Here is a 22,729-nt window from a genome sequence, read left to right as displayed (position 1 = left end):
CGCCAATTAAACTTTTGATGCGCATATTGGTCTAATTACAAACTTTATCAAACGATTCAGACATATGAAAACCGGATTTTATGCAGCCCTTATGCTGCTGGCAACCACTGTATTCTTTACAGGATGCGATCTGAACAAAAAAGATGAGATAGCAGATGCTGACGCTGAAGCTGTATCTATGCAAAACAACGAGACAGAAGATGCCGTACAGGATGCGATTGACGCGGCGGAGGATGCCTTCGATGGTGTAGATGACGGACTGCGCAACGGACGAAGCGAAGAAATCGAACGATGCGCAACTGTTCGCATCAACGACAATGCCCGTACAATCACCGTAGATTTTGGCAATGGCTGCAATATTGGCGGCAACCGCACCCGCAAAGGAAAAATCACCATTACTTATCGCGGTATACGCAACATATTTGCAGAGCGCACGATCGTATTGGACAATTACAACAACGGCAGGCACACCGTTACCGGTACAATCGTTGTGTCGGATCGCACGCTTACAGGCAACATCCTGAGCTATAACGTACTGGGCACTAATCTGACTATTACCCGCCCCAACGGTAAGCAAATGCAAATCAGCGAATTCCGCCGCGCTGTTCGCTACAATTTTGGTATCCGTCCGCTTGACCTTTCAGATGACGAAATGCAGGTTACAGGCTCAACCGTTGGCACAGCAGAAGACGGACGCGCCTTCACCTCGACTATCATCACCCCAATTCTGATGAAAGGTTCGTGCGTTCGCGCCAATACATTCTATCCTGTCAGCGGACGCTACGAAATCCGAAGCGGCAGCCTGACAGTTTTTGCAGACTGGGGCAACGGAGAATGCGATAAAAAAATTACAATCACGGTAGGCAAGATCACGATTGAACGCTCGATGCCCTAAATTCACGGGTAAATTTTAATTTGCCCAATGATTCCTCAATACATGCAAAGCCTTCGCATTCATACATGGGAAGGTATCCAACAGGTCAAACTGGAACAAGTGCCTGTGCCTGTGCCTGTACCTAAATCAGGTCAGGTACTTGTCCGTATGCACGCCGCTCCTGTCAATCCTTCTGATATTATGTTTTGTCAGAATTTGTACGGTGTGCAACGCAATCTGCCGACTACGCCGGGCTTTGAGGGCTGCGGCACAGTGGTTGCGCACGGCGGCGGCTTGATGGCTAAATGGCTACTGGGCAAAAGAGTCAGTTGCGGCACGCAAGAATCCGACGGCACATGGGCAGAATATCTGCTGGCAGATGCCGCAACCTGCCTGCCCGTTGGCGCGAATATTCCCGACGATATTGCTGCTTGTGCTTTGGTCAATCCTGTATCTGCATGGGCTTTATTCGAGCCGCTGCGTCGCAGTAGGTTCAAGGCAATGATCCAGACAGCCGCCGCCGGACAGCTCGGACGCATGGTTATCAGGCTGGCACAACGCTATGACAAGCCTCTCATCAATATCGTACACCGCCCTGAGTTGGTGCAGGAACTGCGCGACATGGGTGCTGCCTACGTACTGGACAGCTCTGCACCTGATTTTGATCCTTCTCTGAAGGAATTGGCGCATATGCTCGATGCTCGTTATGCCATTGATGCTGTTGCAGGCGAACTATCGGGCAGGGTGCTGGCTGCTATGCCTAACAACTCCGAACTACATATTTACGGTGCGCTTTCGCTGGCTGCCGCGCAGATCCATCCCGGATGTTTCATTTTTGAAAACAAAATCGTCAAAGGCTTTTGGCTCAAATACTGGCTGGCTGATCGGAATTTGCTCACAACTCTGCTGGAAATCAACAAGATTAGCAAACTGCTCGAAACAGATCTGCGATCACAGGTAGCTGTGCGCATTCCTTTGGCAGCTGTTCCCGAACAGTTACCCAAAGAGTTGCACAATTTCTCAAGAGGAAAAATTCTTATTGAGATGCATCCTTCGGGAAAATAGCAGCGTAGCGGGCTGCAAGCATTTCAGCGCATCGTTCGCCATCCATCGCTGCCGATGCGATGCCGCCGGCATAGCCCGCTCCTTCGCCACAAGGAAACAGCCCCGTAATCTGTGGATGCTCCAGTGTTTGGCGGTCGCGGGGAATCCGCACAGGCGAGGAGGTGCGGCTTTCTACGCCTACAATCTGCGCCTCATTGGTCAGGTAGCCTTTCATCTTCTTGCCAAAGTCCTTGAATCCTTCGCGCAGGCGGTGGGCTATCTGCACAGGCAATACCTCGTCCATCGCCACAGAAGCAAGCCCCGGCTGGTAGGAGCATTCGGGCAAAGAAGCAGAAACTTTTCGGTTCACAAAATCAAGCATTCGCTGGGCGGGCGCGGTTTGATTGCCGCCTGCCATTTGGCAGGCGCGTTGCTCGACTTCACGTTGAAACATCAGCCCCGCCAGTTCGCCGTAGCGGGCGTAGGGAGCCAGATCCTCTTGGTCAATCGCAACGACAATGCCTGAGTTGGCAAAACGCGAATTTCGGCGCGAGGGCGACATGCCGTTCACGACAATTTCGCCCGGAGCAGTAGCTGCCGGAACAATAAACCCGCCCGGACACATGCAAAACGAAAAAACGCCTTTCTCACGCCCTTTGTAGGCAATCTGGCTCACCAGCGCATAGGACGCAGCGGGCAAAAAATCGCCGCGATTTTCGCAGTGGTACTGGTAGCTGTCTATGAGCGACTGCGGATGCTCAATCCGCACCCCAAGTGCAAAGGGCTTAGTCTCGATCAGCACCTTGCGGTTTTTGAGCAGATGAAAAATATCGCGGGCAGAATGCCCCGTCGCTAAGATTACGCCGATGCCTTCCACAGTGTCGCCGTTGTGCAAGCGCACGCCTTTCATGTGCTTGTTGGCAATGATAAAGTCGGTAACTTTTGTATTGAAATGAATTTCACCGCCTGCCTGCAAAATGCTTTCGCGGATATTCGTAACAATGGCAGGCAACTTATTTGTACCAATATGCGGATGGGCATCTATCAGGATTTCTGGAGTAGCTCCATGCGCAACAAATATTTCCAATATGCGACGAAAATCGCCGCGTTTTTTAGAGCGGGTGTAAAGTTTTCCATCGGAATAAGTCCCTGCGCCACCTTCGCCAAAGCAATAGTTCGATTCAGGATTAACTACGTGGTCTTTGTTGATAGCAGCCAGATCGCGGCGACGGGCGCGTACATCGCCTCCGCGCTCCAATATGACGGGCTTGATACCCAGCTCTATCAATCGCAGTGCAGCAAACATACCCGCCGGACCGGCGCCAACAATAATCGCCTGCGGTGCGCGACTCACATCGGGATAGTCGCGGCGGTAGCCAATCAGCGGTTCGGGCGATTCGTTCACATAAACCGCTGCGCTCACATTGACCCTTACTTTTTTTGCGCGCGCATCTATCGAACGGCGCAACATGCGTATGGCAAGTTGTCCGTCTGCCTGCGCCTGTTGCCATTGACCTTGCCGGGCAACGTACTGCTCAAATGCCTCACGATCAAAGGCTATTTCGGGCGCAAGGACAAGGTCTATCAGCTTTTTCATAGCGTCGGTTCAGGCACAAAATTAGTCGAAACATTTTTTCCCTACTTGCTATACCGATTTAATAAATCTTTCGTTGTAACTTTAAGTTCACAAATGCCAGATTAGCGATGAATTTGACTTTTACCACTTTTGAAAAAGTTACGATGCAGGATAAAGCCTTTGCACATGATCTTTTAGGCATGTATCTTGGCGAGTTAGAGGATTACATACGCCAGATTCCGGAAATTGTCGGCGCAAAAAATGTCAACGCTTATCGCTTTCTGAACCACAAGGTCAAATCTATGATCAACACTTTGGAGGCTGTGCCTGTACTCGAAGCACAAGCAGAACTACAGCGGCACTTGACCAAAGGCACAGTCGAGCAAATCAACACAGCACAGCAACAACTGATGGATCTCATTCATCAATTAATCAAGATACTCGAAGAGCGAAAAAGATATTATGCGCAGTTCAACAATCAGTTGGCTTGATACGCGTCAATGGCTTTTCTTACGCTGCCGTATGTTTTCAGAAGATCAGCTGCTGCCTCGTAGCTGATCTTCAACTGATCCATCACTATTTTTGTACCTCTGTCTATCAGTTTGAGGTTGCTCAGTTGCATATCTACCATTTTATTGCCGCGTACCCTTCCCAACTGAATCATTACAGTTGTAGAAATCATGTTGAGTGCCAATTTTTGTGCAGTTCCACTCTTCATGCGCGTACTACCTGTTACAAACTCAGGCCCTACTACAATTTCAACAGGAAACTCGGCGGCAGCAGCCACAGGCGAACCCGGATTGCAAACAATACAGCCTGTAAGCAAGCCTCTTTCGCGAGCCATTTGCAAGCCCCCGATCACATAAGGTGTGCGCCCCGATGCTGCGATGCCTATTACCGTATCCAATTCGTTGGGTAGGTATTCGCTGATGTCTTTCCATGCTTGTTCGGGATCGTCTTCGGCAAATTCTACAGCTTTACGGATAGCAGTATCGCCGCCTGCAATTAGCCCAACGACCAATCCGTGCTCGACGCCGTAGGTAGGGGGGCATTCCGAGGCATCTACAATACCCAGCCTGCCGCTAGTTCCCGCACCTATGTAGAACAGACGACCGCCCCGCTTCATACGCGGAACAATCGCTGCGATCAGCGCCTCTAATTGCGGCAAGGCTTTTTCTACTGCCAATGGAACTGTTTTATCTTCGTTGTTGATATTGACGAGCAATTCTCGAATGCTCATCTGCTCCAGATGGTCGTAATGCGACTGCGATTCGGTTACGGCTTGCATAAAAAAACTTAATTTTCGGCGATCAGTCAAAAGACAAATGTATGAAAATTCCCCCAAAGTTTCTGTGATTTGCCTGTGCTACAATCAAGCGGCATACGTACAGGAAGCGATCCGCTCGGTAATAGCGCAAACCCACCGCCCGATAGAATTGATTATTGCAGACGATGGAAGTTCAGACGGTTCTGTGCAGACTATTCGCAGTTTGTTACCTGAAATTCCTTCGGATATTTCATTGAAAACCATTTTTTTATCGCAGAATCTGGGCAACTGCAAGGCCTTTAATCATGCGTTCCGCATGGCAACAGGCACATACGTTATTGATTTGGCAGCAGACGATCTACTTCTCCCCGATCGGATCGCCCAACAGGTTGCTGCTTTCACGGCTGCTCCGCCCGAGACAGGCGTTGTATTTTCCGATGCGTGGATTGCCGATACGCAAGCCCGCCCACAACGCACGTTTTATCGCAGAGATACAGCCGGCAATTTACGGGAGGCTGTTCCCTCAGGTAACATCTACACCGAACTTCTCTATCGCCATTGCATCTGCGCCCCCACCATGATGATCCGCAAGGCTGTACTCGATGAGTTGGGCGGCTACGACGAATCGCTGAGCTACGAAGACTACGATTTCTGGGTGCAAACTGCCCGCCGCTGGCATTACCTCTTCATAGATCAAATCACTACTATCAAGCGGGAGATCCCCCAATCGCACGGCAAAAAGATGTACCGCAAAGGATTCAGCATACACAGGCAAAGCACATTAAAGGTTTGCCAAAAAGCAAAGGCGCTCAACCAAACGGCAGCGGAAAATGCGGCGCTTGCACGCATGGTGCGCTACCAGATGCGGCTTTGCCTGCGATACAGAGACTGGATAAATTTACAAGGATTTTACAGTCTCTTGCAGCAAATAACAACCATTACTGCAACAGACCGACTGACAGTGCTACCGCTGTTATTTAGCAGACTTTTTAGGTTTTTTTATGCGTAAGTTTTAGCTTTAAGCCATCCTAAGACCACATTTAAGCAACCATTAAAAAAACATGTCCGATTTATTTCTAACACCTAAACTACGAACCTTGCTGCCGCGCCTGCGCGAATTCATGCACGAGGAGGTTTATCCCTTAGACAAATTATTTCTTACCCGCCCATACATAGAACTAGAACAAAACCAGTTAAGAAATCTGCGTCAAAAGGTCAAAGATGCAGGACTCTGGGCACCTCACCTCTCGGAAGAAGAAGGCGGGGTGGGGCTGAACCTGACCGAATTTGGACAAGTAAGCGAGTTGCTAGGCACTTCTCCGTTGGGACACTACGCATTCAACTGCCAAGCTCCGGATATCGGCAATATGGAGTTACTAAACAAGTACGCCTCTCCTGCATTAAAAGAGCGCTATCTGCATCCGCTGATGGAAGGACAGATCCGTTCTTGTTTTTCTATGACCGAACCGGAGTTTGCCGGCTCAAATCCTGTACGCATGGCTACTACGGCAACAAAAGTTGCTAATAATTACGTCATCAACGGACACAAATGGTTCACTTCGTCGGCAGATGGGGCAGCCTTTGCTGTAGTAATGGCTGTTACCAACCCCGAAGCTGCCCCCCATGCCCGTGCCAGTATGATTATTGTGCCTTTAGAAACACCGGGTTTTGTGCACGTGCGCCGCATCCCGATTATGGGCGAGGCAGGCAGCGGCTATATGAGCCACAGCGAGGTGCGCTATGAAAACTGTACTGTTCCCTTAGAAAATCTGGTCGGAAACGAGGGCGAAGGCTTCAAACTGGCGCAGGAACGCCTCGGACCGGGGCGCATCCACCACTGTATGCGTTGGATCGGCATTTGCGAACGCGCTTTCGACATGATGTGTCGTTATGCTGCTCATCGCGAACTTTCGGAAAACCATCCGATTGCTTCCAAGCAAGTCGTACAGCATTGGATCGCAGAATCGCGGGCACAGATCAACGCTGCCCGCCTGATGGTGCTGCACACCGCCATGGGCATTGACCAAAAAGGTACTCACGCGATGCGCGTAGAAATTTCTACCATCAAATTTTTTGTTGCCAACGTGCTCATGCAGGTTATTGACAGAGCCATTCAGACGCATGGTGCGCTGGGTATTACCGAAGATACACTGCTTTCATTCTGGTATCGCCACGAGCGCGGCGCACGCATCTACGACGGCCCCGATGAGGTACACAAGCACGTAGTTGCCCGCGAAACATTAAAAAATTACGGTGTAAAAATCTGATCCGCACATGCCCGAACGCAGCAGTATTTTCGATATGATCGGGCCTGTTATGATCGGGCCCTCAAGTTCGCACACAGCAGGAGTGGTGCGCATCGGCCGCACCGCCACCAACATCTTGGGACACATTCCTCAAAAAGCAGACATTACTTTTTACAATTCCTTTGCCCGCACCTACGAAGGACACGGCAGCGACCGCGCGATCATAGCTGGGCTGTTGGACTTCCCCACTGACGACATCCGCATCCGCGACTCGTTCAGCCATGCAGCAGCGCAGGGTTTGCAGTATTCATTCAAAACAGTTGGCAATGCCTCTACTTTTCACCCCAATACCATTAAGATTAATCTTTCATACGGCGATGAGTCGGTGGAAGTAATCGGTATTAGCAAAGGCGGCGGTGTGATTGGTATAGAAGAAGTAAACGGATTTGTTGCCAATCTAAGCGCAACGCTGCACACACTGATCATACTGGCAGACGATGTGAAAGGAACAATCGCCTTTATTGCCAGCATTTTGGCCAATGAGAACTGCAACATAGCTACCATGTCTGTTTCCCGCAAAGGCAAAAATGATTTGGCTTGTCATTTTGTGGAAATGGATTCGCCGCCGCGTGCGCTTACTATTGACTACATTCGCAGCCTTCCATGGGTCAAAAAAGTGAATGTATTGATGCCGATTGATTAAATTGCAAAAACATTCCGCAGCACGTCTGCGTACAAAAATTTAGGGTTAATTTGCAAAAGCGTCTCAACCACATCACACTTGACTTTTTGAGTTTAGGTAGTTTTTTTTCCTATCTCCGGTTCATAGAAGCGACACAACTTTCTATGATTACATTAAATTCACGCTTTCAAAATGTTACGGGAAAAAATGTACAGTTATATGCGCCTATGGGTCGCTACCATTACCCTTGTTTTTGTTTCTCAAGTATCTTTCGCACAAGATAATCGTTGGGATCTGGAACGTTGCATCAACTACGCAGTCGAGAACAATTTACAACTGAAAACCTCACTGCTCAATATTGAAGCTAACCAAGTTGCTTTGTTACAAGCCAAAATGGCACGCCTGCCAAACCTGAATATGAACGCTAACCAACAATGGAATCAAGGACGTTCTATTGACTTTTTTACTAACCAGTTTACCAACCAATCGGTTGCCAACTTCAATGCCGGACTGAACACCAACATAACAGTTTTCAACGGTTTTCGATTGAACAACACCATTAAGCAGAGCGAAGCGGCCTTAGAAGCCAGCCGAATGGACGTTGCGCAAGCAAAAAACGACCTGATGCTCAATATTGTCAGTGCCTATCTACAAATCCTTTTTAATAAGGAGCTGCTCGACGTAGCACGAACACAGTTAGAAAGCACCAATGAGCAACTCACGCGTACCATGAATCTCATTAGGGCAGGTGCATTGGCAGAAGCCAGCCAGTACGATGTCATCTCACAGAAAGCCAATGACGAAAACCGCATTACAACAGCAGAAAACAACTTAGATATTGCTATCGTAAGGCTGAAACTCTTGCTCCAGTTGCCAATCGAAACCCCTTTTGAGGTAGTTATTCCTCCCCTACCGGATCCCTCAGCAGCAGATCTGATTATGTCTGCGGCAGATGTGTACGCTATTGCAGAAAGTTTACAGCCCAATGTCAGCAGTGCAGACAAAAATATAGAAGTTGCCCGCTACGGCATTGACTTGGCGCGTGGCAATGCTATGCCAACGATTTCAATTTTTGGTAACTTACTTTCGGGCACGTCCAGCCAAACACGAACCAATACCTTCGGGATGCCCGTAGCAACTGTTATTGGTTTTTTGAGCAATGACCCTACGCAAACCGTTTCTACACTCCAGAACAGAATTATAAAGAGCGAACGCACGCCTTATTTTGAGCAGTTGGAAAACAATCTGCGCAATAGTATCGGTTTGCAAATCCAAATCCCGATTTTTAACCGCTATCAAGTAAGAGCAGGTATTGCCAATGCTAAGATACAGTACAACCGCAGCGTGTTGCAGGGACAAATAGTTCGTAACCAGTTGCGGCAGACAATCGAGCAAGCATACGCCGATGCAAAAGCTGCACAAAAGCAATTTATTGCCAACCAGACAAGGGCAAAGGCACTGGAAGAATCTTTTCGCATAGTAGATCAGCGATTTGCCGCAGGAGCTGCCAACTCGCTTGATTATGCATTGGCACGCAACAATCTCAATATCGCACAGTCCGATCTGGTACGATCCAAATTTGAATACATATTTCGTATGAAAATCCTCGATTTTTATGCGGGTAAGGAGTTGAAATTCTGAGTTATTCTACCTGTGAAAACAATAAAAAACAATGGCCAAGCAAAAACTCAATAAACTTTACCTCATAGGCGGTGGCGCACTTGTCCTGCTGATTGTATTTGTGGCAGTCGCCCGCAAGCAGGGCTGGATAGGTACAGCAAAAGCTAGCGAGGTAATTTTGACAAAAGTCCAAAAAACTGATATCATCGAAAAAATAAGTGCATCGGGCAAAGTTCAACCAGAAACCGAAGTCAAGATTTCGCCTTTGGTTTCCGGCGAGGTGATTGATGTGCTGGTCAAAGAGGGCGACTCGGTAACAGTAGGTCAGGTGTTGGTCAAGATCAAGCCCGACAACCTCCGCTCGATCCTCGATCGTGTGGAAGCCAACCTGAATGCACAGCGTGCTAATCTTTCGCAGGCAAAAGCACGCGTAGAGCAGGCAAAGGCACAGTTGATACGTCGCAAACAAGATCTTGACCGCACAAGAATACTGCACAAACAAAAAGCCGTTGCCGATGCAGAGTTAGAAACCGCCATTACCAACTACGAAGTAGCCGAAGCAGAGTTAAAATCAGCAGAACAAAGCGTAGAAGCAGCCCGTTTCACTGTTCTCAGCGCCGAAGCGCAGGTGAAAGAAGCCAATGAAAATCTTTCTTTTACAACTATTACCGCCCCGATGAGCGGCATCGTATCTAAGTTAAGTATCGAAAAAGGCGAGCGCGTCGTGGGTACTTCGCAGATGGCAGGTACAGAATTGCTCCGCATCGCCGACCTAAGCACAATGGAAGTGCGCGTAGATGTTAACGAAAATGATATTATTCGCGTCAACAAAGGCGATTCGGTAGTTGTAGAAGTAGATTCCTACTCTTTTCAGGGTATAAAATTCAGCGGTATTGTAACCAAAATTGCTAACAGTGCCAAAGAAACCCCCGGACAATCGCTCGATGCCATCACAGAGTTTGAAGTTCGCATCCGCATATTGCGCAGCTCTTACGAACAACTCATTAAGGAACGCAAAGGCGAAGAACCTTTCCGTCCGGGCATGACAGCCAACGTAGAGATCATCACTGCCCGCAAAAACGGCGTGCTTGCCGTTCCGTTAGCTTCCGTAACCACCCGTGCAGATAAAAAAGAAGTAGTAGGTGCCAGCACTGCCTCAAGCGACCCGAACAGCCCGCAGGTCAGTCGCGACACTAAAAAGTCTAGCTTGAAAGAAACCATCCGAGAGGTGGTTTTTGTCAATGACAACGGCAGAGCCAAAATGGTAGAAGTCAAAACCGGCATCAGCGACTTTGAAAACATCGAAATCATCGCAGGCCTTAAAGAAGGCGACGAGATCGTATCAGGCCCATTTTTGATGGTTTCTAAAACCCTCAAAGATGGCGATCCGATTGTAGCCGTTAAAGAAGACAAGAAAAAAGACAAGTAGGTAGGCAGTTCATGCTTTGCTAATGCACGTACCTACAAAATCAGGAGTGCCTATGTAGCTAAGCATATCTGCATGGGCAATAATTACCTGCTCGATACCTTGCTCTATGGCAGCAAGCGCATTCTCCAGCTTGGGAATCATTCCGCCCGATATAGTGCCGGCTGCTTTGTATTGTTCAAAAAGTTGCCGATTGATTTTTGTAATTACACTGTCCTCGTCTGTAGGACTGATGAGCACGCCTTTTTTTTCAAAGCAGTACATTAGCCGCGTAGTAAAGTGCGGTGCAAGCGCAGTAGCTATTGCCGATGCTATGGTGTCGGCATTGGTATTGAGCAGTTGCCCGTGTCCATCGTGGGTCATTGGGGCAATAACGGGCGCTGCACCTGCCTCAATCAACTTAATCAGTGCCAAAGGATCTACTTTCTGAATATCACCTGCCCAACCGTAGTCAATGCCATTCCTGATGGGACGCTTTGTGGCTGTAATGATATTGAGATCTGCACCAATCAAGCCCAAAGCGTTACATTTTTTGCCTTGCAGGGCTGCTACAATTTGCTTGTTGACCAAGCCGCCGTAAACCATTGTAATCACCTCCAGTGTTTCCGTATCGGTAATGCGTCTGCCGTCGTGCATCTGCACGGGAATGCCAAGTCGCTCGGAAAAGCGGGTAGCCAATTTACCTCCGCCGTGAACAAGTATTTTGAAACCTTCTAAAGCAGCAAAATCTGTCAAAAAATCCGATAGTTTTTGAGGGTCATCTATGATATTGCCCCCAATTTTCACAACTGTCAGCATAACCTCATTCTTTTCCACGCAATTTGGGAAATTTGCAATGGATAAACCTCGACTAAAATGCACTTTTTTTATCCCGGGCCTGCCAAATTGCACCCGCTCGTACCGCAGTGGACGATGGAAATATTTACCGAAGGTCTGACGAGCCGCAATCACCGCAGCCCTGCAATCATTTCTTGCTACCAAAAAGCCGTAGCAGGTTTGCAGGAAAAATTGGGAGTCCCTGCCGACTACACAGTTTTATTTACCTCTTCGGCTACCGAATGCTGGGAGATTTTATCGCAGTCTTTTCCGACAGATCAGTTGTTGCATATTTTCAATGGCGCATTTGGCGAAAAATGGGCAAGTATCAGCCGCAAATTGGGAAGCGCTGTCCAAACGCTGCACTACGACTGTGAGTTGCCCCTACCACTGGCCGAAGATTTGCCACCTTCTGATTGGATTTGTCTGACGCACTGTGAAACTTCTAATGGAACCTATCTCACAGCAAATCAGATAGTTAGCACTCGAAAACTCTATCCTGAACGGCTGCTGGCTTTAGATGCGACTTCCTCGCTGGGGGGAATTATTATTCCCTGGCAGGCGGTAGATTATGTATTTGCTTCCGTACAGAAGTGCTTAGGTTTACCTTCGGGCATGGCTGTGTTGATTTGCTCGCCACGAGCCACAGCGCGGGCGCTGCAACTTGACAATAAAATGCACTACAACAGCCTTGCAAGCAGCCTGCCGCTCGCACAACAGTACCAAACCACACATACGCCTAATATTCTTGGCATTTGCCTGCTAATGAAGTTGATGGAAAATGCTGCACCGATACAGGAAATACACAACAGATTGCAGCATCAGGCAGACGAGTGGTACGATTGGCTGGTGCAAAATGACTTTGACTTGCTCATCGAAAATGCGGCTGTACGCAGCCCGACAGTTATATGTATTCGCAGCAGCAAAGAGCAGATCGAACAGTTAAAAAAATCGGCAGAATCAGCAGGTTTCGTACTCGGCAACGGCTATGGCGCATGGAAAGACACAACTGTAAGGATTGCCAACTTTCCAGCCATAAAAACACATGAAGTGATGACGCTTCGCAATTTTCTGCTTACTTTTCATGCCGCAAACCAACACCAACAATGAAATTTATCTGCATTGGACGCAATTATGCGGCGCACATCGAAGAACTGAAAAACGAGCGCAACGAAGAGCCTGTTGTATTCCTAAAGCCCGATACAGCATTGCTCAAAGACAACCAACCCTTCTACCTGCCCGAATTTTCCAATGATATTCACCACGAGGTTGAAATACTGCTGAAAATCAGCAAGGAAGGCAAGTACATAGCCCCTAAGTTTGCACATAACTACTTTGAAGAAATCGGGTTGGGTATTGATTTCACTGCCCGCGATTTGCAGTCTAAACTGAAAGCCAAAGGACTACCTTGGGAAATTTCCAAAGCATTTAACCACTCGGCGGTTGTTTCTCATTTTGTACCAATAAGTACTTATCCCGACCTCAAAAATCTGAACTTTAGCTTGGAAGTAAACGGCGAAATTCGCCAGCAAGGAAATACTTCGATGATGTTGTTCGATTTCGCAACGATCATCAGCTATGTATCTCAATTTTTTACTTTGAAAAAAGGCGATATTATTTTCACAGGTACACCTGCGGGAGTTGCCTCAGTTGCAATCGGCGACCGCCTCAAAGGTGCTATCGAACAGGAAATATTTTTCGATTTTGAGGTTAAGTAATTCTGCAAAATTCAATGTTCAATTGTCGTATGCGGTAAATTATAGCTGCCATGCCTACGGCATTTTGTCAATGAAAAATACATGATTTTACTACAAAGATAGCAAGCCTAATAGCTTTTTGTTAAAAAAAATACGCATACTGCTATTCTTGTAGTCTATCTCATCATTTTATACTGAAATGAATCATATGCCACGTAGATTTTATCCCGTAGGAACTGCATGTTGGTAGCATTAAAATCATCCCTGCCCCCGTTTTCTTAGGCTGTTCAAAAAGGATGAATGTAGCACCGACTTTAGTCTGTAGCTATGTGATTATCAAGTGATTAAAAAATCAAAGACTAAAGTCTGTGTTACTTTTTGGACAGCCTCAATTTATCCATCGTGCAATTCATAATAGTATCACATTGGCTCTTCGGGTGAAATAGCTGCCAACAGTTGTTTTACCTCTTCTACTTTAGTCGGCTTATTGAGTTTGTCGAAGGAAACAATCAGGTTGCGCAACATTCTACGCACGATGTCAATATTTTCACAAGGCTCGTAGAAAGAGGCGCGCATAGGGAGTTGTAGTTGTTGCAAATAACTCTCGATGTCCTTGCGGCTGTAGATCCGCCCGCGATTGAACGCATTGATATAAAACGAAGTAAAGGCATCGGATCGGTACATGAGAATGAACAGATTGGGCATATTCACCCCATAGACAGGCATCCCCAGTTTTTGGGCGATGAGCATGTAAGCTACACACAAACTAATCGGGTTTCCTTTACGACTCTCAAGTACCTGATTGAACATAGAGTTACTCACCGCTGTAAAATTGCTGGTATTGGCAGTAAAGCGAAGTTTATTAAAAAATATATAATTGAACTCGCGGATTTGATCTATCGGGTGCAGGTCAGGTTTGAAAGACAGCCAAGCCTCGATGTACAGTTGTTGAATAATATGCTGTAGATCAGCAAGTTGCAGATCGGGATATTGATAGCGGGCAATCAAACACAGGCCGGTAAGCAAGTCGCGCTCGCTACTGCTGAACCAATCCCTAAAAGCCTGTATCAATGCACTGAACTGTATCTGATGAATAAGTTCTTCGATATATTTCTGTTCGCCTTTTTGCAAGGTGTGCTGCCATTCTTCCTCCAAAAAAGGCAGGACAGCCTTTCCTGCTTCTATGATCTTCTGCGTTACATGCAAGCGTATTTCAGGGTCGTTGTCGTCCAGTAGAGAAACCAGCGCTTTAAGTTCGTTAGGGGTCAGCATCATACATGGCTATAATTTTTTGGGGGCTGCCGTCTTTAGCAGCAAATTTTCTAATACTATTTCTATGGGTTTGAGCATCACTACAGCTACTATTTTCAGTACAATCACACCTGAAAGCCCCAAAATAGTTACATTTTCTTCTATTCGCGGATCTATGAACAGTTCGGATACGACAAAAAATAAAGCAGCCAACACCAGCACAATAGCCGTTGCACGCTTGCTTACCCGCTCGCGCACCAGCATGTCTAATGTTTGGGCGAGTTCCTCATTTTTGCGGGTAATACCCTCATTAGCCTTGTTGAGCTTACTTTGGAGGCGGTCGCTGACAGATGTGAGCAACTTTACCTCGCCAAGCAATTGGGCATAGCTTTGTACTAGCTGTTCGTACTCTTGCTGCCAGGATTGATCAGAAAGCAACTCGGGCCTTGCCAACAGATCTTTGGAATGCCTGAGAATTTCATTTTCTTTCTCAAATACCTGATATTTTTCAGGTTGCCTGCTCATATTTCCAACCGGGTGATTATGGCAAAATTATATTAAAAAAGCCGCTTTACCAGCGGCTTTTTTGTCAGTTTTCGATCATGTTGAGAACGATTGGAATGTCTATAAGTTCTTTAAAATCTTCGCCGGATTCCTGCATGTCTTCGTCGTCTTCCTCGTAGTACCAGTTGATAACAACCTCTTTATCTTTAATCTTTTCCAAGCGGCGGAAAATTTCGACCAAACATTTGGAAGAACTTGTATTAAAATACTCCAGCCGAATCTCGAAGTCTGTCTTTGTACAAGGATGTTTGACATATTCGTCCAGCCACTCAAAAAGTGGTTTATAGAACTCGATGGCGTTTTCGGGAATAGAGCGCCCCGACATTAAAAATTTACCTGAACTTGCATCGAAATGCAGCTTAGGGGTTTTTGAAGTTTCTTCCAGAAAAAAATTTTCCATATTTTCTAGTTAGCTTGGGCTACAGCTGACAAAGCTGTAGGAATAATGACCATTAAACTAAAGAATGAGAGATCTTTGCTGACCTTGCCAAACTGATAAGACAGTTTTCTGCCCGACTTACGTGCTATTTCAATCAGTCCAAGACCAGCACCACCCTTATCGGAAATCACGCCATTGCCTAGTGTCTCCATGTAAACCTGTTTTAGTTTTTCGGCCGACAGGCTGTTAATCAGGTCGAGCCGCGCTTTCAAAACAGGGACTTCTTTGTTTAAAATATAATTTCCGGCAATAATATAGTAATCTTGTTGATACTTAGCTAATACGAAAGTAACGCCCTCCGCATCGGAAAATGCCTCAAGTGGAAGGTGTCCGCAGTGGTGATAAATATTCTGAAGTACTTCTACAAGAATATTGAATACACGCTTCTTTACGCTGGATTTCGGCTCGATTTCAGCAAGTTTCGCTTGTACAACGTCTATTAAGTTGTTAAGCAAATCACCATTTGCATTGCCTTTGTAAGACATGATAATGTCTTGACTCTGAAATTGTTCACAAAAATCCCGGGCGTTCAATTCTTTGTAGTTTTAGGATTGACAAATAGGTGCATTTTTCTCAGATCATTATCTAACGACTCAACTGCTTTTCGCAAAGTTAATACCTTTTTCAGAAAGTTTAATTTTTCCTGCTTTGAACAGATTACCAATGAGTGTTTTGAATGTTTTTTTGCTCATCTTAAACGCTCGGCGTATCGTTTCCGGGTCGGTTTTGTCGTGATAAGGTAAAAAGCCGCCTGCCGCTTGCAGCGCATCTAAAATAACGTCCTGTTGGTTTTTGATGCCAAAATAGCCTTGTTTCCGCAAACTAAGATCAATCTTATAATCTTCTCTGATTTTTTTTACAAATCCCTTGCATCTGTGCCCTATGACAAGTGGCTCGAACAGTTCGGAATGGTATAGGATTCCTGCATAAGTGTTGTTAATAATGCACATGTAACCTAAATCAGTTTTTTCATAGATGAGCAAATCTACTTCCTGATTCTGGTACAGATCGGGTTGTCTTTTATTGAGAAAAGATCCTATTTTACCAATCCCAATCAGCCTGCCGGTGCGCGGGTCTGTACTTATACGAACGACATGCACCTGTCCCTTGCGCATGGTGCGGTGCTGCTCTTTCAGCGGAACAAACAGGTCTTTCTCTAAGCCCCAGTCCAGAAAAGCGCCAAAATCGGTGGTGTGGGTTACCTCCAAACAAGCAAACTCGCCTAATTGCGCATATGGGCGCAGCGTGGTAGCAATTGGGCGATCCTCCGAATCGTGATAAACGAAAACTTCTATGTAGTCGTTGGGTTGTAAACCTTCCGGCATGTATTTTTTAGGCAATAGCAGTTCGCCCAGCGGTGTGTCCAAATATGCACCGAAATCTACTAACTTTACCACGCGAAAGGTATGATACCGACCTATGATATTCTCTGACATACCGTAAAGGTAAGCATAACTTTTTCAATCAAAATATGCGCCCGCATAACCATTTTGCCGGAACAAGGTTTGTCGGGTTAATTCTTAGTGTGATTTTTACACTTATTGATACTTAACTTTTTATGAAGAATCTGCAAAACAGCATCTACAGCAGTTCTCTTGCACTGCTGACCGATTTATACCAGATTACGATGGCTTATGGCTATTGGAAAGCACAAATGACCGAACGCGAAGCCGTGTTCAACTTATTTTTCAGAAAAAATCCTTTTCAGGGAGGCTACACAATTGCCGGCGGACTTGCCTATGTAATAGATTTTCTGGAAAATTTCCGCTTCGATACAAGCGACATCAGCTATTTGCAAACACTGACAGGCGCTGATGGCAAGCCACTTTTCGAGCAGGCATTTCTGGATTACCTGTCTAATATAGAGTTTACCTGCGACGTGGACGCTATCCCCGAAGGAACGGTCGTGTTTCCACAGCAGCCGCTGCTGCGCGTCAAAGGCCCACTGATTCAGGGGCAGTTGTTGGAAACTGCACTGCTCAACATGATTAACTTTCAGAGCCTGATTGCTACAAAAGCTGCCCGCGTATGTCAGGCTGCCAACGGCGATCCGGTACTGGAATTTGGTCTGCGACGGGCGCAGGGCATAGACGGCGGACTTGCTGCAAGCCGTGCTGCATACATCGGCGGCTGCACAGCCACATCCAATGTGTTGGCAGGCAAATTTTTTGGCATTCCCGTGCGCGGTACGCACGCGCACAGTTGGGTGATGTCTTTCCCCGATGAAAAGATGGCTTTTAGAACCTATGCCAAAGCCATGCCCAACAACTGTGTGTTTGTAGTTGATACATACGATACGCTGGAGGGCGTAAAAAATGCTATCGAGGTTGGCAAAGAACTCCAAGCACAGGGCTACCATATGGCAGGCATCCGATTAGATTCCGGCGATCTTGCCTACCTGAGCATCAAAGCTCGCCAAATGCTCGATGAGGCAGGATTTGTCAATACCAATATTGTAGCCAGCAATGACTTGGATGAAAATATTGTAGCCAGTTTGAAACAACAGGAAGCGCAAATAAATGTATGGGGCATCGGAACCAAACTTGTTACTGCATTTGAGCAGCCTGCGCTCGGCGGCGTGTACAAAATTACAGCCCTCAAAAATGATGCAGGGCAATGGGACTACAAACTCAAACTCTCGGAGCAGGCAATCAAGATTTCCAATCCCGGACTGTTGCAGGTGCAGCGCTTTTATGATGAAAACGGACTTTGCATCGCCGATATGATTTACGATGAAGAGAGTTTTGTCCCTGCACAGCAGCCACAGGCAATAATTGTTGATCCATTAGATGCTACGCGCCGCAAGATTGTACACATGGAAGACAATCATCAGCTATTGCTGAAACCGATTTTCAAACAAGGCAAGAAGTGCTATGAATCCCCGGATATTCACAGCATTAGAACTTATGCGCAGCAACAACTGCAAACCCTGCACCCAACCATTCGCCGTTTTACCAACCCGCACCAATACCCCGTAGGTTTGGAAAAAGGCTTGTTTGAACTAAAAACCAACTTAGTTTTGAAACTCCGTCATTTAGCCTAACAACTCATGGAAAACCCTGTTATTATTTTTGGCGCTAGTGGATTGGGCCGCACCGCACTAGATATTTTCCAAAGCAACGATGTACTGGTTTACTGCCTGCTGGACGACGACAAGTCGCTGCACGGGCAAGAAATCAACGCCATACCAATTGCAGCCACAACAGACAGCGAAGAATACCTGCGCATGATCGGGGATAGGTGTGAGGCTTTTGTTGCGACCGACGACAACCGCCTGCGCAAATCATTAGTAAAATACTTGATAGAAAAGCGCAAAAAAATGCCCGTCAATGCTATCCATCAACAAGCATTTATTGAAACCTCAGCAACTATCGGGCATGGCAACCTAATTGCCGCACGTGTCTTTATCGGTAGTTCTGTACAAATCGGCAGCCATTGCATCATCAATGCAGGTGCAATTATAGACTATGAAACCACTATCGGCGACTTTGTACAAATCGGCGTAGGCAGCCTCATCAACAGTAAAGTTACGATCAAAGAGGGCGCATTTATCGGAACCGGCGTAACTGTAGTTGCCGGCGTAACTATCGGTAAGAATGCGCGCATAGGTGCCGGATCGGTCGTCATTAGCGATGTTGCTGACGGCGAAACTGTGTTTGGCGTACCTGCCAAAAAAGTGTAACTACTACCTGTCAAATTTGAACATTACCTCATCAAAAACGGCTACTCCTCTGCCATAGTAGCCGTCTATGGTGTGTACCCCAAAGCCAATGCGGTATTTGCCGGGCTTTAGCTTAACAACATAGGTAATATGGTTGCCTGTTGTCCGATCGTTGTTAATTTGCCTGCCCGAGCCACCATGGCCTTCTACACTGCCGTTTTCGTACAGTTTAAGTATTTCGTTGTCTAAAATAAAAACGGGGTAATCGTTATTGCCGCTGTCTCCAATGGAAGCATAGCTAACCAATTTGAACACTAAGGATCCGGGGCGGATAACTTGTATATCCTGATAGGCATATACAGTAGCAGGTATTGGATTGGGTATATCATCCTCATCTCGATTAGGCCCCGTAACAATCAGTTCTCCTGTCAGAACCTCTATACTACCATTACCTTCCACGTGATTGAACCAGCCTTTAGAAGAGTCAAATGTCCCATTCTCAATTACAGATGCCTGCTCTTGTCCGTATCCCACAAACGGCACTGCACAGACAAACAAAAAAGTAACCACCGTAAATAATTGCTTCATCATATTCTTAACATTGAAAGGGGCTAAATAGTACAAATCCGTAACGAATAAGTTGTTGTGGAATTGCTTCCAAAAGTAATACTTTTGCATGAAAAAAGGCATTTTGAAAACTAAAGCTCCATCATATAAACAAGATAAGATCAACATCATAACGCTGGGTTGCTCAAAGAATCTGGTAGATTCAGAAGTTTTACTGACACAGCTCAAAGGCAATCAGCTTAATGCTGAACACGAATCACGAAAAGATGATGCTAATATCATCATTATTAATACGTGTGGTTTCATTGATCGTGCCAAGCAGGAATCTATAGACACCATTTTGCGCTACGCAGAGGCAAAAAACGAGGGGAGCATTGAAAAATTGTACGTAACCGGCTGTCTTGTACAGCGCTACAAAGACCAACTGGAAGAAGAAATCCCTGAGGTAGATGCTTATTTCGGCACAATGGAGCTGCCCCTGCTGCTCAAGCGCTTCAATGCAGACTACAAACACGAACTGATCGGCGAGCGCCTGACAACTACTGCCCGCCATTATGCTTACCTGAAAATATCGGAAGGCTGCGATCGCCCCTGTTCATTTTGCGCTATCCCGCTGATGCGTGGCAAGCATGTTTCCAAGCCAATAGAGCAGATTGTGCAAGAAGCCGCCAACCTTGCCCAAAACGGAACGAAAGAAATCATCCTAATTGCGCAGGATCTGACCTACTACGGGCTGGATATGTATAAAAAGCGCACCCTCGCCGACCTGCTGCACCGCCTGTCCGATGTAAACGGCATTGACTGGATTCGCCTGCAATATGCCTACCCTTCGGGCTTTCCGCTGGAAATTCTGGACGTAATAGCAGAGCGCGACAACATCTGTAAATACTTAGATATGCCGCTGCAACACGGTTCTACCGAAATGCTGAAGATTATGCGTCGCGGCATCACTCGCCAAAAAACCGAAGATCTGATCCAAACCATCCGCGAAAAAGTGCCCGGTATTGCGCTGCGCACCACACTGATTGCAGGGCATCCCGGCGAAACAGAGGAGCATTTTGCTGAAATGGTTGATTTCGTAGAGCGCATGCGATTCGATCGCCTCGGAATTTTCACTTACTCACACGAAGACCAAACCCATTCCTTCACTATGCCTGACGATGTGCCGCAGGAAGTAAAAGAAGAACGGGCTGCATACATCATGGAGCTGCAACAGCAGATCAGCTATGAAATGAACGCCCAAAAAGTCGGTAAAACATTTAAAGTTCTTTTTGACCGCAAGGAAGGCGGCTACTTTATCGGGCGCACAGAATTCGACTCGCCTGAAGTGGACAACGAAGTGCTGGTAGACGCAAAAGCCAACTACGTGCGCGTAGGCGATTTTGCGCCGGTGACCATTACTTCTGCTACGGAATTTGATTTATTCGGCACAGTTGCTATTTAGTAATTAGCCAAATTCATATGTTCCCTATTGCTTTTAAGCACTATGGGATTCGCCCCCTTAAGATGCCATACCTACTGGTGTTTTCAGTTACAAAGGCTACATATGAAACTACAAAGGTAGCAGCCCTATCGGCTTTATATGATAAAAGCCATTAGGTCTGCTATCTTTACAGCAAAACTATGCATTTTTTATTGACAAAATGCCGTAGGCATGACGGCTGTAAATTCTTGCATATGACCACAGAAAACTGAACTTTGTTCACTTACTTAACTATGGAACAATCTAATAAACGAACCGAACTTACTTCTATTGGCGAGTTTGGATTAATAAACCGCATCAAAGCGGGGGTAACCCTACAAAACAATAGCAGCATCCTTGGTATCGGCGATGACGCTGCCATTATTGATATTGGTAATGGCTACTATCAGGTAGTTTCTACTGATTTACTTGCCGAAGGCATTCATTTTGACCTTTCTTTTACACCCCTGCAACACTTAGGCTACAAGGCTGTTTCGGTCAATGTGTCGGATATAGCCGCTATGAATGCTACGCCCGAACAGCTTGTGATAAGCATCGCGTTGAGCAATCGCTTTTCAGTAGAGGCTGTCGACGCACTTTACGAGGGAATACTGGCAGCTTGCAAAGACTATAAAATTGACCTTGTGGGTGGCGACACGACCAGCTCCCGCAGCGGATTGATCATTTCCATCACCGCCATCGGACGCGCACCGAAAGAAAAAATTACTTGCCGACACACTGCCAAAAAAGGCGATATTCTTTGTGTATCAGGCGATTTGGGCGGCGCTTATGTAGGCTTGCAGTTGCTCCTGCGCGAAAAAGCAGAGTTTTCTGCCAATCCTGATATGCAGCCGCAGTTAGACGCATTTGCTTACGTGGTAGGCAGGCAGTTGCGCCCCATAGCCAAGACATCGCTCATCTACGAATTGGCAGAGTTGGGAGTCGTACCAACTGCCATGATTGATATTTCAGACGGGCTGGCTTCCGAACTGCTGCACATCGCCAAAAGCAGCAAATTAGGCGCTGTCATTTATGAAGATAAAATACCGATTGCGCAACAAACTTACGATACAGCGATCAACGAATTTAAGTTCATTCCATCAGTTTGCGCCCTCAACGGCGGTGAAGATTATGAACTCTTGTTTACTATTGCGCAAAAGGATTACGAAAAAATTAAACTACACGACGATATTTCATTCATTGGCTACATGGCAGACGCTTCCGAAGGCTACCAAATGGTAACGCGAGCAGGTCAAAAAGTCCCTGTTACAGCACAAGGATGGGTGCACTTTTAGCACAAGCATCCGACAATCGGACTAACTAAGAAGTAGGCCAAAAAAGAGATAACCTTCTTTAATATGACTTGTACACAGCAGTTGTGTAATACTGAAGTGAATCACCTACCATGCAGTTTTTATCCCGTAAGAATTGCATAAGGGGTAGCATGGAAATGTTTTACATAAGCACACTCTGAAGGGCATGTTACAGGGCAATTATAGGCAGATTACACAGATAAACGCTGTTAATTGAAAATCTG

The 22,729-nt window shown here is 46.5% G+C and carries 23 protein-coding genes; 14 read left to right on the top strand and 9 right to left on the bottom strand.

The window, feature by feature from the left end; all coding sequences use genetic code 11:
* Nucleotides 1-64 precede the first annotated feature (64 nt).
* A complete protein-coding gene (locus tag ACWIP2_RS04280) occupies nt 65-895 on the top strand; it encodes a hypothetical protein (RefSeq protein WP_448518666.1) in 831 nt (276 codons plus the stop codon).
* Between the two features lie 27 nt (nt 896-922).
* On the top strand, nt 923-1,939 hold the full coding sequence (locus tag ACWIP2_RS04275; RefSeq protein ID WP_448518665.1) for an alcohol dehydrogenase catalytic domain-containing protein: 1,017 nt from the start codon (nt 923-925) through the stop codon (nt 1,937-1,939).
* Here ACWIP2_RS04275 and ACWIP2_RS04270 read toward each other — a convergent pair.
* Nucleotides 1,911-3,515 carry an FAD-dependent protein gene (locus ACWIP2_RS04270; protein WP_448518664.1) on the bottom strand — a complete coding sequence of 535 codons (1,605 nt, stop codon included), beginning with the start codon at nt 3,513-3,515 and terminating at the stop codon, nt 1,911-1,913. The two genes, ACWIP2_RS04275 and ACWIP2_RS04270, sit on opposite strands and share 29 nt — an antisense overlap.
* 107 nt (nt 3,516-3,622) lie before the next feature.
* On the opposite strand from ACWIP2_RS04270, the gene ACWIP2_RS04265 reads away from it, so the two are divergent.
* Nucleotides 3,623-3,985 carry a hypothetical protein gene (locus ACWIP2_RS04265; RefSeq protein WP_448518663.1) on the top strand — a complete coding sequence of 121 codons (363 nt, stop codon included), beginning with the start codon at nt 3,623-3,625 and terminating at the stop codon, nt 3,983-3,985.
* Here ACWIP2_RS04265 and murQ read toward each other — a convergent pair.
* Nucleotides 3,973-4,782 carry an N-acetylmuramic acid 6-phosphate etherase gene (gene murQ, locus ACWIP2_RS04260; RefSeq protein ID WP_448518662.1) on the bottom strand — a complete coding sequence of 270 codons (810 nt, stop codon included), beginning with the start codon at nt 4,780-4,782 and terminating at the stop codon, nt 3,973-3,975. The genes ACWIP2_RS04265 and murQ overlap by 13 nt on opposite strands.
* 37 nt (nt 4,783-4,819) lie before the next feature.
* Between murQ and ACWIP2_RS04255 the strand changes: the two genes are divergently transcribed.
* The 5 genes from ACWIP2_RS04255 to ACWIP2_RS04235 all read left to right on the top strand — a co-directional run bounded on the left by ACWIP2_RS04255 (nt 4,820) and on the right by ACWIP2_RS04235 (nt 10,738).
* Nucleotides 4,820-5,770, top strand: a complete 951-nt coding sequence (locus tag ACWIP2_RS04255) for a glycosyltransferase (RefSeq protein WP_448518661.1) — start codon at nt 4,820-4,822, stop codon at nt 5,768-5,770.
* 52 nt (nt 5,771-5,822) lie between these two features.
* A complete protein-coding gene (locus ACWIP2_RS04250; protein WP_448518660.1) occupies nt 5,823-7,028 on the top strand; it encodes an acyl-CoA dehydrogenase family protein in 1,206 nt (401 codons plus the stop codon).
* A gap of 7 nt (nt 7,029-7,035) precedes the next feature.
* Nucleotides 7,036-7,710, top strand: a complete 675-nt coding sequence (sdaAB, locus tag ACWIP2_RS04245; RefSeq protein ID WP_448518659.1) for an L-serine ammonia-lyase, iron-sulfur-dependent subunit beta — start codon at nt 7,036-7,038, stop codon at nt 7,708-7,710.
* A gap of 198 nt (nt 7,711-7,908) precedes the next feature.
* Nucleotides 7,909-9,330: a TolC family protein gene (locus ACWIP2_RS04240; protein ID WP_448518658.1), complete on the top strand. Its 1,422-nt coding sequence runs from the start codon at nt 7,909-7,911 to the stop codon at nt 9,328-9,330.
* A gap of 31 nt (nt 9,331-9,361) precedes the next feature.
* Nucleotides 9,362-10,738 (top strand): efflux RND transporter periplasmic adaptor subunit, encoded by a 1,377-nt coding sequence (locus ACWIP2_RS04235; RefSeq protein ID WP_448518657.1) that lies wholly within the window; start codon nt 9,362-9,364, stop codon nt 10,736-10,738.
* A 9-nt stretch (nt 10,739-10,747) separates the two neighbouring features.
* Here ACWIP2_RS04235 and argB read toward each other — a convergent pair whose 3' ends face one another.
* Nucleotides 10,748-11,551 carry an acetylglutamate kinase gene (gene argB / locus ACWIP2_RS04230; RefSeq protein ID WP_448518656.1) on the bottom strand — a complete coding sequence of 268 codons (804 nt, stop codon included), beginning with the start codon at nt 11,549-11,551 and terminating at the stop codon, nt 10,748-10,750.
* A gap of 39 nt (nt 11,552-11,590) precedes the next feature.
* Between argB and ACWIP2_RS04225 the strand changes: the two genes are divergently transcribed.
* Both ACWIP2_RS04225 and ACWIP2_RS04220 read left to right on the top strand, forming a co-directional pair.
* Nucleotides 11,591-12,661, top strand: coding sequence for an aminotransferase class V-fold PLP-dependent enzyme (locus ACWIP2_RS04225; protein ID WP_448518655.1), 1,071 nt, complete (start codon nt 11,591-11,593; stop codon nt 12,659-12,661).
* Nucleotides 12,658-13,269, top strand: coding sequence for a fumarylacetoacetate hydrolase family protein (locus tag ACWIP2_RS04220; RefSeq protein ID WP_448518654.1), 612 nt, complete (start codon nt 12,658-12,660; stop codon nt 13,267-13,269). Before ACWIP2_RS04225 ends, ACWIP2_RS04220 begins: the two co-directional genes overlap by 4 nt.
* A 399-nt stretch (nt 13,270-13,668) precedes the next feature.
* Here the strand turns inward: ACWIP2_RS04220 and ACWIP2_RS04215 are convergent, their stop codons facing one another.
* From ACWIP2_RS04215 to ACWIP2_RS04195, 5 genes are all read right to left on the bottom strand, one after another.
* A complete protein-coding gene (locus tag ACWIP2_RS04215; RefSeq protein WP_448518653.1) occupies nt 13,669-14,523 on the bottom strand; it encodes a transglutaminase-like domain-containing protein in 855 nt (284 codons plus the stop codon).
* A 6-nt stretch (nt 14,524-14,529) separates the two neighbouring features.
* A complete protein-coding gene (locus ACWIP2_RS04210) occupies nt 14,530-15,024 on the bottom strand; it encodes a hypothetical protein (RefSeq protein WP_448518652.1) in 495 nt (164 codons plus the stop codon).
* A 64-nt stretch (nt 15,025-15,088) separates the two neighbouring features.
* Complete coding sequence (locus ACWIP2_RS04205; RefSeq protein WP_448518651.1) at nt 15,089-15,463, bottom strand: DUF1987 domain-containing protein; 375 nt, start codon at nt 15,461-15,463, stop codon at nt 15,089-15,091.
* A gap of 5 nt (nt 15,464-15,468) precedes the next feature.
* Nucleotides 15,469-16,035, bottom strand: a complete 567-nt coding sequence (locus ACWIP2_RS04200; RefSeq protein ID WP_448518650.1) for a SiaB family protein kinase — start codon at nt 16,033-16,035, stop codon at nt 15,469-15,471.
* 60 nt (nt 16,036-16,095) lie between these two features.
* Nucleotides 16,096-16,938: a CvfB family protein gene (locus tag ACWIP2_RS04195; protein ID WP_448518649.1), complete on the bottom strand. Its 843-nt coding sequence runs from the start codon at nt 16,936-16,938 to the stop codon at nt 16,096-16,098.
* 122 nt (nt 16,939-17,060) lie between these two features.
* Between ACWIP2_RS04195 and ACWIP2_RS04190 the strand changes: the two genes are divergently transcribed.
* Nucleotides 17,061-18,545: a nicotinate phosphoribosyltransferase gene (locus tag ACWIP2_RS04190; protein WP_448518648.1), complete on the top strand. Its 1,485-nt coding sequence runs from the start codon at nt 17,061-17,063 to the stop codon at nt 18,543-18,545.
* Between the two features lie 6 nt (nt 18,546-18,551).
* On the top strand, nt 18,552-19,184 hold the full coding sequence (locus tag ACWIP2_RS04185; RefSeq protein WP_448518647.1) for an acetyltransferase: 633 nt from the start codon (nt 18,552-18,554) through the stop codon (nt 19,182-19,184).
* 3 nt (nt 19,185-19,187) lie between these two features.
* On the opposite strand, the gene ACWIP2_RS04180 is transcribed toward ACWIP2_RS04185, so the two are convergent.
* Nucleotides 19,188-19,841 (bottom strand): hypothetical protein, encoded by a 654-nt coding sequence (locus ACWIP2_RS04180; protein WP_448518646.1) that lies wholly within the window; start codon nt 19,839-19,841, stop codon nt 19,188-19,190.
* Between ACWIP2_RS04180 and rimO the strand changes: the two genes are divergently transcribed.
* Nucleotides 19,840-21,174 (top strand): 30S ribosomal protein S12 methylthiotransferase RimO, encoded by a 1,335-nt coding sequence (rimO, locus tag ACWIP2_RS04175; protein ID WP_448518645.1) that lies wholly within the window; start codon nt 19,840-19,842, stop codon nt 21,172-21,174. The genes ACWIP2_RS04180 and rimO overlap by 2 nt on opposite strands.
* A 272-nt stretch (nt 21,175-21,446) precedes the next feature.
* Nucleotides 21,447-22,487, top strand: a complete 1,041-nt coding sequence (thiL, locus tag ACWIP2_RS04170; protein ID WP_448518644.1) for a thiamine-phosphate kinase — start codon at nt 21,447-21,449, stop codon at nt 22,485-22,487.
* The last annotated feature ends 242 nt before the right edge of the window (nt 22,488-22,729 follow it).

It is taken from the genome of Rhodoflexus sp. (genome assembly GCF_053489755.1).
The sequence above is the reverse complement of the archived record's forward strand: the minus strand, read 5'-3'. Positions and strand labels throughout refer to the sequence as shown.

Coding starts and splice junctions, on each gene's coding strand:
- ACWIP2_RS04215 (WP_448518653.1), bottom strand. CDS start 14,523: ATGATGCTGACCCCTAACGAACTTAAAGCGCTGGTTTCTCTACTGGAC.
- ACWIP2_RS04270 (WP_448518664.1), bottom strand. CDS start 3,515: ATGAAAAAGCTGATAGACCTTGTCCTTGCGCCCGAAATAGCCTTTGAT.
- ACWIP2_RS04275 (WP_448518665.1), top strand. CDS start 923: ATGATTCCTCAATACATGCAAAGCCTTCGCATTCATACATGGGAAGGT.
- ACWIP2_RS04265 (WP_448518663.1), top strand. CDS start 3,623: ATGAATTTGACTTTTACCACTTTTGAAAAAGTTACGATGCAGGATAAA.
- ACWIP2_RS04185 (WP_448518647.1), top strand. CDS start 18,552: ATGGAAAACCCTGTTATTATTTTTGGCGCTAGTGGATTGGGCCGCACC.
- ACWIP2_RS04220 (WP_448518654.1), top strand. CDS start 12,658: ATGAAATTTATCTGCATTGGACGCAATTATGCGGCGCACATCGAAGAA.
- murQ (WP_448518662.1), bottom strand. CDS start 4,782: ATGCAAGCCGTAACCGAATCGCAGTCGCATTACGACCATCTGGAGCAG.
- ACWIP2_RS04210 (WP_448518652.1), bottom strand. CDS start 15,024: ATGAGCAGGCAACCTGAAAAATATCAGGTATTTGAGAAAGAAAATGAA.
- ACWIP2_RS04280 (WP_448518666.1), top strand. CDS start 65: ATGAAAACCGGATTTTATGCAGCCCTTATGCTGCTGGCAACCACTGTA.
- ACWIP2_RS04205 (WP_448518651.1), bottom strand. CDS start 15,463: ATGGAAAATTTTTTTCTGGAAGAAACTTCAAAAACCCCTAAGCTGCAT.
- ACWIP2_RS04225 (WP_448518655.1), top strand. CDS start 11,591: ATGCACTTTTTTTATCCCGGGCCTGCCAAATTGCACCCGCTCGTACCG.
- rimO (WP_448518645.1), top strand. CDS start 19,840: ATGAAAAAAGGCATTTTGAAAACTAAAGCTCCATCATATAAACAAGAT.
- ACWIP2_RS04255 (WP_448518661.1), top strand. CDS start 4,820: ATGTATGAAAATTCCCCCAAAGTTTCTGTGATTTGCCTGTGCTACAAT.
- thiL (WP_448518644.1), top strand. CDS start 21,447: ATGGAACAATCTAATAAACGAACCGAACTTACTTCTATTGGCGAGTTT.
- ACWIP2_RS04195 (WP_448518649.1), bottom strand. CDS start 16,938: ATGTCAGAGAATATCATAGGTCGGTATCATACCTTTCGCGTGGTAAAG.
- ACWIP2_RS04240 (WP_448518658.1), top strand. CDS start 7,909: ATGCGCCTATGGGTCGCTACCATTACCCTTGTTTTTGTTTCTCAAGTA.
- sdaAB (WP_448518659.1), top strand. CDS start 7,036: ATGCCCGAACGCAGCAGTATTTTCGATATGATCGGGCCTGTTATGATC.
- ACWIP2_RS04190 (WP_448518648.1), top strand. CDS start 17,061: ATGAAGAATCTGCAAAACAGCATCTACAGCAGTTCTCTTGCACTGCTG.
- ACWIP2_RS04250 (WP_448518660.1), top strand. CDS start 5,823: ATGTCCGATTTATTTCTAACACCTAAACTACGAACCTTGCTGCCGCGC.
- ACWIP2_RS04235 (WP_448518657.1), top strand. CDS start 9,362: ATGGCCAAGCAAAAACTCAATAAACTTTACCTCATAGGCGGTGGCGCA.
- ACWIP2_RS04180 (WP_448518646.1), bottom strand. CDS start 19,841: ATGCAAAAGTATTACTTTTGGAAGCAATTCCACAACAACTTATTCGTT.